Raw genomic sequence first — 12,307 nt, 5'->3', positions numbered from 1 at the left:
TATCTCATGAACAAATCACCCGGGCAATTGCGGCAAAGGTAGTGGTTGATCCAGCCGAACCGCACGCAGCATACCCACGCCGCGGACTGGAAGGGGACGTGCCATATTGAACCGAACTTCCGCCGATCCGACCGGCGACGCAGAAAACAGCTCGTCCATATCAGGCATCTCGCTATTTGGAGTATTGCTTCAGATAGGCGATCAGATTGGTAATCTCGGTATCGTCCTTCAGGCCGACGAAGGTCATTTTCGTGCCCTTCACCTTCGCCTGGGGGGCGTGCAAATAGTCGCGGAGCGTCGTCTCGCTCCACACCAGGCCGCCCTTGCCCGCCTCCTGCATGGCCGGCGAATAGGCGAAATTCGGGTGTGTTCCGGCCGTCCTGCCGAACAGGCCGTTCAGCGACGGGCCGACCTTGTTCTGATCCGTTTCGGCTACATGGCAGATGGCGCATTTCTTGAAGACGGTGGCGCCTGCCGTGGCATCACCCTCCTGCGCGAGGGCATCAAATGAAAAAGAAACGGCGAAAAGCAGACAGATCGGAAGAAAGCGGTAAGACATGGCAATCCTCATTCTCTTCATCGCTATCCCAACCAAGGCGACTGACATGTGGCAGCTCGCAACGGCTTGGAGGATGATGCCGGAGTAAATTTCCTTTGCGAATTCAAGGCGTGCGGTTCGGGTAGGCGGGGGCAATCAATTTTCGATACAGGTGCCAGGTCGAATGCCCGAGGATAGGCATGACGACTGCAAGGCCGGCAAAGATCGGGATGGTGCCGACGACGAGCAATGCCGCGACGATCAATCCCCAAAGGGCGACCGGTCCTGGATTGGCAAGGGTTGCGCGTATGCTTGCGTCGATGGCTGCAACGGCGCCGATATCCCGGTCCAGCAGCAACGGGAAGGTCACCACCGTCGTCGCCAAAACAATGATTGCGAAGATAAAACCGGCTAGGTTTCCCCACAGCATCAGCGAGAAACCGCGCGGGGTGGTCAGCACGTCAGACAGGAAGGTGGAGATCGAGGTCAGACCGGCCTCATCGAAGGTCATGGCGTAGATGAGCTGTGCGACGATCAGCCACGCGACGAAAAGCACGAGCAACATGAGGCCGACTGCAACGATGGACGGCAGCGCCGGCGAGTGGCGAACCTCCAAGGCATGATGCCAGGAACTATCCAGGCCCTGCTCACGGCGTCGACTGATCTCATAGAGACCGATGGCCGCGATCGGACCAATCAGCGCAAAGCCCGACATCAAGGGATAAAGCAGCGGCAGCAGGTCGGCACCGGAGCTCCACATGACCAGAAAGATGCCTGCTATCGGGTACATAAGACAGAGAAAAACATAATGGGATGGTTTCTCTCTGAAGTCATCAAGTCCCGACCTCAGTGCATCCATAAGGTCCGCGATACCAATCTTGCGGACCTCGGGGCGCGTAAATTCGCCCTTCGCACCGGCCATGACATGGAACGCCGCCATAGCAACTCTCCTCCTCCACCATGGTCCGGTTGGCGGTGCGAAGGCGCCCGGCAAATTTTTGCCGACACGTCAAACCGCAACCGGTAGTCTAGTTTTATCAAATCTAAATGCCTTTGTCGCCTATTCCTTAAATTAGATGTTCGTCATTTCTTGCGGCACCGGCGCGGCGACGATGCGTGCCGCTGCATGCGCCTAGTCAGGGGCGCAGATCGGTGCTGGAGCGGCAAACCCAAATGGCGCAATTCCGCTGGTCCCTCGATGGCACAGAACTTCGTTCGCCAAAACCGTTGCCAAGGCACACATCGGAATTGGCAACGGCGCGATCATAAAGCAGGGCACCGGAACCCCGCGCCGACGGATATTGCAGGATGACCGAGCGGTTTGCCTGAACGAAGGATTGAATTTCGGAACACGACCTTGAGGCCGTTTGCAGCCGCTGGATAGCGGATGCCGGAGAGGCTGCGAAGATCGCGAATGCGACAAGCACGGTGATTTGAGCTTTCATCTGCGTTCTCCCTCTGTAACAGGCGAACTTTCCCACCGATCCGGTCGGCCGGCACCCCGTTCCTTGCTTTCAAACTCAAGCATCTCTCTTTACGTGTCGTCTGTCATCATGCGCGGCCGTAAAGCACGCGTTGGACGGATTCGATTGCGGAGCAAGAACCGGAGTTTTGACGCTGGCGGATCGGCCTATCCCTTTGCTCAGGTCGTCGATCGAGATCGATGATCCCCAATGGATACATCAAAAAGGAACTTCACATGAGCAAAGAACAGGACAACAAGGCCATCGTCGCGCGCTGGTTCACCGAATTCTGGGGTGAGACCTGCAACCTGTCTGTAGTCGCTGACCTCGCCACACCGGACATGCTGTTGAAGTATTCGCTGCATGAGCCGCGTCGCGGCCATGAGGACATCAGGGATTTCATGACCGGTTTCCGCGCGGCATTCCCTGATCTCAATTTCTGGGGCACCGCCGACCTCATTGCCGAAGGCGACTATGTCGTCGGCCAGTGGGAGGGCGGCGGCACGCATACCGGTCCGGCGTTTTCCGACTTTCTGGTCGGATCGCTGCCGGCTGCGACTGGTCGCAAGATGCACTTCACCGGCACCACCATCCTGCGCATCGAGAATGGCAAGATCGCCGCGGAAATCGGCCTCGACGACGGTGTGACCGCGCTCACGCAGCTCGGCCTCATCAAGGCCGCCTGATGGCAGGTCGCCGCCCATCTTTCGGGCGGCGACCTTCGGATAATCCGCTCACGCAGGAATCGGGTGGCTGTGCGGCTCTTCCGCTGCCAAGAATGATGTTCTTACTCTGGATCGCACAGGGACGAACGACATGACCGTGATGCCCCGAAACCGGACAGCTTTTACACAAACGGCAGTGGCCGATGATCCGCGCTGGGCATGTATCGTCGCCCGCGACCGAACCGCCGATGGCCATCTCTGGTATTCGGTGGCAACGACCGGTGTCTATTGCCGGCCCTCCTGTCCATCGCGAACCGCAAACCCCAAGAACGTGCAACTGCATGATTCACTCCAGGCCGCCAAAGCGACGGGCTTTCGGCCCTGCAAGCGATGCAGGCCGGACGGTCTTTCCTCAGACGGAGAGAATACCACCATCATTGCGCGCGTTTGCCGATTGATCGAAGAGAGTGAGGAAGAACCGTCCTTGCACGAGCTCGCGGAGGCGGCCGGACGCAGCGCCAGCCATTTCCATCGGCTGTTCAAATCGGCAACCGGCCTGACGCCCAAGGACTACGCCTCGGCACACCGCGCGGCGAAAGTCCGTGAAGGCCTTGCGAACGGCAACAGCGTGACCGAGGCGATCTACGATGCCGGGTTCAATTCGAGCGGCCGCTTTTACGAGAAATCCACCGATATGCTCGGAATGACGCCGACCCAGTATCGATCGGGAGGTACCAACGAAGATATCCGCTTCGCCGTCGGTCAGTCGTCGCTGGGGGCGATCCTGGTTGCGTCGAGCCGGAAAGGCGTGGCGTCCATTCTCCTCGGCAGCGACCCGGACGCGCTGGTGCGCGATCTTCAGGATCGTTTCCCCAACGCCAACCTGATTGGCGCCGACGGTGACTACGAAGCCCTTGTGGCGTGTGTCGTCGGCCTGGTGGAGGCGCCAGGTCTTGGGATCGACTTGCCGCTCGACGTTCGCGGTACGGCATTTCAACAGCGGGTTTGGCAGGCGCTGCGGGAAATCCCGGTTGGCCGGACCGTCTCCTACATGGAAATCGCCCGCCGGATCGGTTCGCCCAAGGCGGTGCGGGCCGTCGCCGGAGCATGCGCGGCCAACAATTTGGCCGTCGCAATCCCATGCCATCGCGTGGTGCGGAACGATGGTTCGCTTTCCGGCTATGCCTGGGGCGTAGAGCGAAAACGCGTTCTGCTCGACCGTGAAGCGCCCGAAGGCCGCTGAAGCCCCGATGAGCATTTCTGTCATGCCGCGATATCTGTGGCGCACGCCACGCGAGCGAGGCAATATTCTGCCATGAGCACTCCCCTTCAGAATCGTGTCACCCCCTTCGGCGATATCGTGGCGATTTCGCAACGGGGACTGTTCACCGGCAACCGCGGCATCATCCACGATCCGGCGACCAAAACGCTGCTGAACAAACGCTGGTCGAGCAAGGCATGGCTGGTTTGCACTTGCGAATACAAAGACCGCCGCCGCGATGTCATGGCCAACAGGAGCTGGACCGAACTGTTCTTTCTGGACGAAGCGGTGGCGCTGGCCGCCGGTCATCGCCCGTGTTTCTTCTGCCGGCGGGAGGCGGCCAAGGCATTTCGCGCGGCATGGGCCGGCGCGAGAGGGCAGGCTGAACCCTCGGTTGCCGTTATGGACGCTGTCCTGCACGGCGAACGCATGGACCGCGGGCGAAAACGGATACATCCGCTTCCGGGACCGCTCTCCGAGCTGCCGGACGGTACGGTTGTCGTGGCATCCGGTTCGGCCTGCACGATCGCCGGTGGCCACGCTTATCGCTGGACCGAGCATGGCTATGAGCCGCCGCAGGCGCTCAGGCACGCCGAAGGCATGTTGACGCCGCCCTCCACCTTCACGGCCCTGCAGGCCGGCTATCGGCCGATCCTTCATCCGATGATCGGGACATTGCGATCGGATCGGCACCACCGAAAATGAATTGTTTTTCCCACGGCCGAGAAACTTGCTGATTTGAAAGCAAGGACCGGAGTGAGGAGGAATGGCCGCGGCTCTATGGTCATCAGAAAGATCATGGAGTTAAGCCAATGAACGTCATCAACATGGAAACCGCCTCGCGGCCCAAGCTCTCGACGAAGAGCGTAGAAGCTTCAAACGATATCGCCTATTCGATCGGCGATAGTGAATTGGGCAAAATTCTCGTTGCTCGCAGCGCCCTCGGCGTCTGTGCTATCCTGATCGCGTCGGATGGTGAGGAACTGACCGAGGATCTCGCCGCCTGCTTTCCGACGAGCAAACTGATCTCAAACGAAGCGCGCCTCCGCGACGATATCGACAAGGTTGTTCGGTTTATCGAGAGACCGGATGCCGGGCTTGATCTGCCGCTCGACATGCGGCGCGGCACACCGTTCCAACGCCGGGTGTGGGATGCCCTTCGGGCAATCCCCTGCGGGGCCATGGTCACCTACGCTGCGCTTGCCCGACGCATCGGTAAGCCGGAGGCCGTTCGCGCCGTCGCCAGTGCTTGCGCGGCAAACGCGATCGCCTTGGGCATACCTTGCCATCGGGTCGTTCGCAGCAATGGTACGTTGTCCGGCTATCGCTGGGGCATCGAACGAAAGCGCGCTCTCATCGAGAAGGAAGCCAAGTCGTGAACGCTCATTCGAAGCTCAATCCATCGGCCTCCGCGGCACGTTCCGCAGAGGCGCGTGTCGCCGCGTATAACTGGCAGAAGCTATCAGAGGAGCTGAGCGGGTTTGGCTGCGCTATCATGGAAAAGCTTTTGTCGCCCGAGGAGTGCCGGGAGATTGCCGGCCTTTATCCGCAGGAAGAGCGTTTTCGCAGCCATATTCATATGGCGCGGCATGGCTTCGGCAAAGGAGAATACCGCTATTTCAAATATCCGCTGCCCGATCTGCTTGGCGGTTTGCGCACCGCGCTCTATCCGCGGCTGGCCGAGGTTGCCAACGACTGGAACGGCCGCATGGGCATCGATCAGCGTTACCCCGCAGATCATGCGGACTTCCTCAAGCAATGCCATGATGCGGGCCAGACGCGGCCGACGCCGCTGCTGCTGCAATATGTCCCAGGCGATTTCAATTGCCTGCATCAGGATCTCTACGGCGACCTCGCATTCCCGTTGCAGGTGGCGATCCTGCTTTCCGAACCGGGGAGGGATTTCACAGGCGGCGAGTTCGTTTTGACGGAACAGCGTCCGCGGATGCAAAGTCGCGCCGAGGTGGTGCCGCTGCGCCAGGGTGATGCGGTGGCCTTCGCGGTCCACAATCGTCCGGTCCAGGGCTCCAAGGGGAATTACCGCGTCAACCTCCGGCATGGCGTCAGCCGTCTTCGTTCAGGCATGCGCCATACCGTCGGCATCATTTTTCACGATGCAAAATAGTGGTCCATCTGGCCTATCGAAGGCAGCTAAGCCCGGTTTCCGCGTCGAAAAGATGTATCGCTTCATCGCCGAAGAATAGCGTGAGCTTGCCATTGTGGTCGATTGGCGTGCGGGGAGGGAGGCAAGCCGTCAGTCGCTGATCTCCGGCGATGGCGGTGACGACGAGTTCGGGCCCGGTCAGCTCCGCAATTTCAGGCACGACTTCGATCCATAAAGCGGCTTGTTCCAGGCGCAATGCCTCCGGCCGTATGCCGAGAACAAGTTGTTGGCCCTCTTTGACCTTGCCTTTGAAGCGTTCGGGGAGCGGCAGGCAAGTGCCTGCGCCTTGCAACTGCAATCCTTCGGGGCGAACCGTGGTCTTCAAGAGGTTCATCGGCGGTACGCCGACGAAGGTTGCCACATAGAGCGTTGCGGGACTGTTGTAGATCTCCTCCGGCGTGCCCAATTGTTCGATCCGTCCGTCCCGCATGACGGCGATCCGGGTGGCGAGCGTCATTGCCTCGATCTGATCGTGGGTGACGTAGACCACTGTGGTCTTCAGCATCTGATGAAGACGCTTGAGTTCCGTGCGCATTTCCATGCGCAGCTTGGCGTCGAGGTTCGAAAGCGGCTCATCGAAAAGGAAGACTTCCGGCTTGCGCACGAGCGCGCGGCCGATCGCAACACGCTGCCGCTGGCCGCCGGAAAGCTGGCTTGGCTTGCGCTCCAGCAGATTTTCGATCTGAAGCAGTTTAGCAGCCTCGCGCACGGCCTTGTCGCGCTCTGCCGCCGGCACTTTGCGCATCTCAAGACCGAAGCCGATGTTGCGGTGGACCGTCAAGTTTGGATAGAGCGCATAGGATTGGAACACCATGGCGATATCGCGGTCCTTGGGATGCACGCCAAGTACCGAGCGCGTACCAATCCGCACATCGCCGCTGGTCGCCTCGGCAAGACCGGCGATGATGTTCAGCAGCGTGGACTTGCCGCAGCCGGAAGAGCCGAGCAGCACCAGGAATTCGCCGCTTTCCAGCGCGATATCAATGCCCTTCAGCGTTTCGACCTGGCCGTATGTCTTGCGGATATTCTGGATCTCGAGCGCGCTCATCGTGCGGCCTCCTTGGTAGCCTTGAGCTCGCCATAGCTGCGGGGAAGGGTGGAAATGGCGCGCGATGCGACCTCCGTTCCCGCAGCTAAACAGGTGGAAAGCATCTCACCGCGGGCAAGCGCGGCCAGAAATGCAGCATTGAAGACGTCGCCGGCGCCGATCGTATCCACGACTTTCACCTGAGGTGCAGGGACCACAACGAGTGCGCCGTCTCTGCCGATGGCAATTGCGCCATCGGGGCCACGTTTGACGACGACGATCGCTCCGTCCGGCATATGCGAGCGAAGATGGCGCGCGGCGTCTGCCGGGTCGTCCAGACCAGCGAGCGTGGTCGATTCCACCTCATTCAACAGGGCAATACCGCAGCGCGACAGCCAGCCGCGCGTGGCGGCGCAATTTTCATCCGTCCAGCCATCGAGCGGCCATCCGGTGTCGAGTGCGACCGTGATCCCGTGCTTATCGGCCCACGCGAACAATGCGTCGTAATCCCGCGTCAGATCGTCGGTCAGGAAGGGGCCGCAAAGAAGGGCGTAACCGCCGGAAAGCGTTGATCCGTCAAGAACGGCAAAGACATCGGCAAGACTGAGACGTGGCAGGTGGCCGCGCGTCGTGAAGAACGTGCGTTCGCCGTCCGGATGGGTGATCCCAACCGAAAGCGTCGTGCCTTCCGGTCGCACCGGCCATTTCGCAGCCCGTTCGCCGAAGGCTTCGCTCAGCCAGCGGCCGAACTGATCGTTGCCGACATTCGCCGCGATCTCGAAATTGACGCCCATGCCCTCCCAGGCAAGCGCGCTATTTCCTGCCGCGCCGCCGACACGCAATTCGTCATGGTCGACGATGATCTCGGTGCCCGCCTTCGGCCAAGGTGCGGCCGGCCCAAGGATCAAGTCGACATTGACATTGCCGATGACTGCAAGCGGCTTCATTCATTCACTCCGCGTAATTTTCGTCGAGCGGACGGGCGTTCCGGCATTGTCGACGCGGGCTTCGGCAAAGGCGATCATCAGACGTTGCGCGACGGGCAGCATCGCGAAGATTGCTGCAAGGCCGGTCGCCGGCTCGAAGCGAAGCGTCACTGCTCCCGCCACCGGCTCCTCGCCGGATGCATCAAAGACGACGGTCGACGCACCGGTTTCGACCGCGGAAGCGATCATCGCGGTGACGAGGCCTGCCGTATTGTCGCGCCCGCGGAACAGAACGGCGCCAATGTTTGGCCCGAGCATTTCCATCGGTCCGTGCCGAAGCTGTCCGCCTTCGAGCGAAAAGCACGGGCGGCGGGACAGCTCCGTCAAACCCAATGCAAGCGCTTCGGCGACGCCCTGCAATCTGCGACCGGACGTCACGATCGTTTCGACATTCGCGAGTGCGGCGAGTGCGGCCGCGATATTGATGTCCTGAGGCGCTTTCAGCACCGCAAGTGCGGCCGCCGGGTCTTCGCCAAGCGCGGCAAGGACGGCGAGATGCAGGGCGAAGGTGACGGTCAGGCTGCGGGTGGCGGCAAAGGCCAGTTCCGTGCCGCCCGCGCCGACCAAGGACGATGCAGCCTTTGCCAGGAAAGAGTTGCCTTCGAGCGTTAGCCCGAATGTCTCGTCCGTGCCGCCGGTCTCATTGAACCAACGAACCACTTCGGCGCTTTCGCCGGATTGGGAGGTTACGAAGATCGTCCGCCCCTCCAATGACAAGGGCTGGCCGAGCTGTTCGGAAAGCGGCGCTGCGATCGCATCGATACCCAAAGCGCGATAGAGTGGTTCCACCGCGCGATTGACGGCATGCGATCCTCCCATGCCGAGAAGCATGAGCTTACCCGTCTTCTGCAGCGAGGCGGCGGCCTTGGCGGCCATTTCGCCAGCGCCTTCGTAGGACGCGATGGCGTCCGCATGCTGGCGTGCCATTTCGCGATCGATCGCAACAAGCCCCGTCGGTCGTGTCTTTTGTCCGGTCATGGTCATCCCTTGACGCCGCCGCTTGTCAGCCCCGAGATCAGGGCACGTTGCATGACGAGACCGACCAGCACCGGCGGCAGGGCGGCAAGCACACCGGCGGTCGCAATCAGTCCGTAATCGGATACACGTCCGCCCGCCAAATCGGCGATGGCGACGGTCAGAGTCTTCGCTCGCTGGTCCGAAGTGAAAAGCAGCGCATAGAAGAATTCATCCCAGGCCAGCAGGAACGCGAAGAGCGCCGATGTCGCGATGACCGGCATGGCAAGCGGCAGCGTGATGATCTTCAGCGTCTGGAACAGGCCGGCACCGTCGATCATGGCGGCGGATTCGATTTCTTTCGGAATGGAGTCAAATCCGGATTTCATGAGCCAGGTCGTGAACGGAGCGAGGATCGTGAGATAGACGAGCGCAAGCCCGAAGACATTGTTGAGCATGCCGAGATAGGCAAGGCCCATATAGAGCGGCACGGCGAGCGCGACCGGCGGCAGCATGTAGGTGGCGATCACCAGGGAAAGCGACCAGCCGACGGACGGCGTGCGCGATACCGCCCAGCCCGCCGGAATGGCAAGCGCGATAGCCGCGATCGTTGCCATGGCGGCGATTTCGATGCTGTTGCGCAGCGAGGAGGTGAAGGCGGCGCCGGTGCTATTCTCGATCGTCGAGAACAGCAACCGGTAGCGGGAAAAATCGGCCGTCTGCGGCCACCAGCGCAGCGGTTTCGCTGCGAGATCAGCGGCCGGCGAGATGCTCATGACGAACAGCCAGAGGATCGGGGCGAGGATGACGGCGGCCAGCAGCACGGCCGCGACGTAGATGAAGATGGTGAAGATCGGGTTCCTGCGCTCCATCAGGCAGCACTCCCCACTGTCTTGCGCACCAATGCGGCATAGCCGGCGGCGAGCACGGTCACCAGCAGCGTCACCATCAGCGCCAGCGACGCGCCGGACCCGGCACGCTGAAAGGAGAAAGCCTCCTGATAGACGAGGATCGACAATGTGCGCGTGCTATTTGCCGGACCGCCGCGCGTCATGACCCAGATGATGTCGAAGACCTTGAAGGCTTCGATGGTTCGCAGCACCAGCGCCACCATCAGCGGTCCCGCGAGATAGGGGAGGATCACAAAGCGAAAGCGGGCGATCGGTCCGGCGCCGTCGACCAGCGAGGCGGCGGTGATATCGCGCGGAACCGCCTGCAAGGCCGCCAGTGCAATCAGCGCGACGAGAGGAAAGTTCTTCCAGCAATCTGCGACGATCAATGCCGAAAGTGCGGTGCCGGGTTCTCCCAGCCAGGAGCGATAGGCGTCGATCAGGCCGAGTTGCGTCAGCGCTGCGTTCAGGGCGCCATATTCCGGATTGTAGATCAGCCGCCAGAGTGTCGCGTTCACGACGGTCGGCAGAGCCCAAGGCAGGATCATCAATGCGCGAAGCGCAGTGCGGCCGCGGAATTCCTGATTGAGCAGCAAGGCGGCAAGCACGCCGATCACCATCTCGGCGGCAACGGAAATGATCGCAAACAAGGCGGTCGTGACGAGGGTCCGCTGGAAATTCGAACCGGAAATCATCTTCGTGTAGTTCTCGATCCCGACGAAACTGCCTTCTGTGCCGACGAGCTTGGCATCGGTGAAGGAGAGACGGACGGTATCCACCAGGGGCCATCCGATGACGGCGATCATCACCACGAGGAGCGGCAGCATCAAAAGCCACGCGCGGGTTGTCATCCAGGTGCCGGACATTTTTAGGCCACCCTTTTTATTTGTCGGACTGGATTGGAAACGGGCGGCGCTTTGCGTCGCCCGTTGACGACGATCTTAGAGACCGCTGTTGTCGGCAGCCGACTTCAACGCATCTTCCGGCGAGGACTGGCCGAGCAGCGATTCCTGGATCGCCTGCTGAAGTGCTGTCGAAAGCTCCTGATATTTCGGCGTCGTCGGGCGCGGGTACATGGCTGCAAGGCCGACCTTTGCTGCCGCGATCAGTTCTTCCTGTCCCTTGGTGACAGCCGGATCCACATAGGAGGATGCCCAGATCGGCAGGCTGAGCTTGGCGTACTGGTTCTGTGTCGCCTGCGAGGTCATGAAACTGATGTATTTCCAGGCTTCGTCCGGATGCTTGCTGGCGGAGGTGATGCCGAGGCCCATCGAACCGTTCACGGCAGAGGCTTCGCTCTTACCTGCAACGCCCGGCGCCGGCACGACACCGACCTTGCCGGCCACTTTGCTGTCCTTTGGATCGTTCGCCATGTTGTACATGTAAGTCCAATTCAGCGCGAAAGCGGCATCGCCGTTTTCGAAGACCTTGCGGACGTCTTCCTCCAGGAATTCCTTGGAGTTCGGATTGGTAAGCCCGGACTTGTAGCTCGAAACCATGTATTTCAGGGCGTCAAGACCGCCGCCGGTCTGGAAGGCTGGCTTGCCGTCCTTCAGGAAATCACCCTTATAGGCGCTGACGAGCGTCGTGTAGTCGCAGATCGCGGCTTCGGCCTGCGACCAGCTCCAGGCGATCGGCGTTGCGAGCAGGCCCTTGTCCTTGATGGCCTTTGCCTGTTCGGTCAGCTCGTCCCAGGTCTTCGGCGGGGTCTTAATGCCGGCCTTTTCCAGGATCTCCTTGTTGTAGAACAGATATTTCGTATCGAGAATCCACGGCATGCCGAAATATTTGCCGTCGTACTGAACGGTGGTCCAGGCGCCGGGCAGCACCCCCTTCTTCATGTCGTCGGTAATGCGCGAGGACACGTCGACGAGCACTTTGTTCGTGGCATATTCGGCGGGCCAGATCACGTCGAAGAGGACGACGTCATAGCCGCCGCCGGAGCCCTGTGCCAGCACGGTCTTGTCGTGCAGGCCCTCATAGGGAACGAATTCGAGATTGACCTTGATATCGGGATTAGCCTTGATGAAGGCATCGGTCATGGCGCGCACGTCGGCTTCGCTATAGGCGGCCTGGGCCATGAAAAGTGCGTTGATCGTCGTTTCGGCAAATGCATGCGATGCGAAGGATGCGCCGATCAGCGCGGCTCCGAACAACGTCTTGCTTATGGATTTCAACATTCCACCCTCCAGTTTTTGACTGTCACGTCGTTTCCGATGGCGGCTTGCGTCGCGATCGGTTGTTGAGAAGGCAGCCGGTATCGGATGCCTGATCTCTTCGGATCATAGTCGGGCCCTTGTTCCCACGAAACTCTCCGGTTTCTTATTAAGTCAATTGTCTTGACTTAATTACTTCTTCA

At 60.5% G+C, this 12,307-nt stretch carries 13 protein-coding genes; 5 read left to right on the top strand and 8 right to left on the bottom strand.

Annotated features, from left to right (window positions below):
- Positions 1-172 precede the first annotated feature (172 nt).
- Both ACXHXG_RS27015 and ACXHXG_RS27010 read right to left on the bottom strand, forming a co-directional pair.
- Positions 173-559 carry a c-type cytochrome gene (locus tag ACXHXG_RS27015; protein ID WP_104827290.1) on the bottom strand — a complete coding sequence of 129 codons (387 nt, stop codon included), beginning with the start codon at positions 557-559 and terminating at the stop codon, positions 173-175.
- A 103-nt stretch (positions 560-662) separates the two neighbouring features.
- Positions 663-1,478, bottom strand: a complete 816-nt coding sequence (locus ACXHXG_RS27010) for a DUF2189 domain-containing protein (protein ID WP_457901328.1) — start codon at positions 1,476-1,478, stop codon at positions 663-665.
- 759 nt (positions 1,479-2,237) lie between these two features.
- Here ACXHXG_RS27010 and ACXHXG_RS27005 point away from each other — a divergent pair.
- From ACXHXG_RS27005 to ACXHXG_RS26985, 5 genes are all read left to right on the top strand, one after another.
- Positions 2,238-2,687, top strand: a complete 450-nt coding sequence (locus ACXHXG_RS27005; protein WP_457901327.1) for an ester cyclase — start codon at positions 2,238-2,240, stop codon at positions 2,685-2,687.
- 130 nt (positions 2,688-2,817) lie between these two features.
- A complete protein-coding gene (ada, locus tag ACXHXG_RS27000) occupies positions 2,818-3,909 on the top strand; it encodes a bifunctional DNA-binding transcriptional regulator/O6-methylguanine-DNA methyltransferase Ada (protein WP_457901326.1) in 1,092 nt (363 codons plus the stop codon).
- Positions 3,910-3,981: 72 nt separating this feature from the next.
- Positions 3,982-4,632 carry a hypothetical protein gene (locus ACXHXG_RS26995; RefSeq protein ID WP_457901325.1) on the top strand — a complete coding sequence of 217 codons (651 nt, stop codon included), beginning with the start codon at positions 3,982-3,984 and terminating at the stop codon, positions 4,630-4,632.
- A gap of 107 nt (positions 4,633-4,739) precedes the next feature.
- On the top strand, positions 4,740-5,306 hold the full coding sequence (locus ACXHXG_RS26990; protein ID WP_457901324.1) for a methylated-DNA--[protein]-cysteine S-methyltransferase: 567 nt from the start codon (positions 4,740-4,742) through the stop codon (positions 5,304-5,306).
- The gene (locus tag ACXHXG_RS26985; protein WP_457901323.1) at positions 5,303-6,052 is read left to right on the top strand and encodes a 2OG-Fe(II) oxygenase; all 750 of its coding nucleotides are present in this window, start codon (positions 5,303-5,305) and stop codon (positions 6,050-6,052) included. Before ACXHXG_RS26990 ends, ACXHXG_RS26985 begins: the two co-directional genes overlap by 4 nt.
- A gap of 13 nt (positions 6,053-6,065) precedes the next feature.
- Here ACXHXG_RS26985 and ACXHXG_RS26980 read toward each other — a convergent pair whose 3' ends face one another.
- The 6 genes from ACXHXG_RS26980 to ACXHXG_RS26955 form a co-directional block, all read right to left on the bottom strand.
- The gene (locus ACXHXG_RS26980) at positions 6,066-7,139 is read right to left on the bottom strand and encodes an ABC transporter ATP-binding protein (RefSeq protein ID WP_457901322.1); all 1,074 of its coding nucleotides are present in this window, start codon (positions 7,137-7,139) and stop codon (positions 6,066-6,068) included.
- Positions 7,136-8,065 carry a PfkB family carbohydrate kinase gene (locus tag ACXHXG_RS26975; RefSeq protein WP_457901321.1) on the bottom strand — a complete coding sequence of 310 codons (930 nt, stop codon included), beginning with the start codon at positions 8,063-8,065 and terminating at the stop codon, positions 7,136-7,138. Before ACXHXG_RS26975 ends, ACXHXG_RS26980 begins: the two co-directional genes overlap by 4 nt.
- On the bottom strand, positions 8,066-9,088 hold the full coding sequence (locus tag ACXHXG_RS26970; protein WP_457901320.1) for an SIS domain-containing protein: 1,023 nt from the start codon (positions 9,086-9,088) through the stop codon (positions 8,066-8,068).
- Positions 9,085-9,930 (bottom strand): carbohydrate ABC transporter permease, encoded by an 846-nt coding sequence (locus ACXHXG_RS26965; protein ID WP_260304244.1) that lies wholly within the window; start codon positions 9,928-9,930, stop codon positions 9,085-9,087. The genes ACXHXG_RS26970 and ACXHXG_RS26965 overlap by 4 nt, the downstream gene beginning before the upstream one ends.
- A complete protein-coding gene (locus tag ACXHXG_RS26960; protein WP_260304243.1) occupies positions 9,930-10,814 on the bottom strand; it encodes a carbohydrate ABC transporter permease in 885 nt (294 codons plus the stop codon). The genes ACXHXG_RS26965 and ACXHXG_RS26960 overlap by 1 nt, the downstream gene beginning before the upstream one ends.
- Before the next feature lie 75 nt (positions 10,815-10,889).
- Positions 10,890-12,128 carry an extracellular solute-binding protein gene (locus ACXHXG_RS26955; protein ID WP_260304242.1) on the bottom strand — a complete coding sequence of 413 codons (1,239 nt, stop codon included), beginning with the start codon at positions 12,126-12,128 and terminating at the stop codon, positions 10,890-10,892.
- Positions 12,129-12,307 lie beyond the last annotated feature (179 nt).

The organism is Rhizobium sp. LEGMi-198b, assembly GCF_054114205.1.
This window is presented reverse-complemented; position numbering and strand designations above follow the sequence as displayed.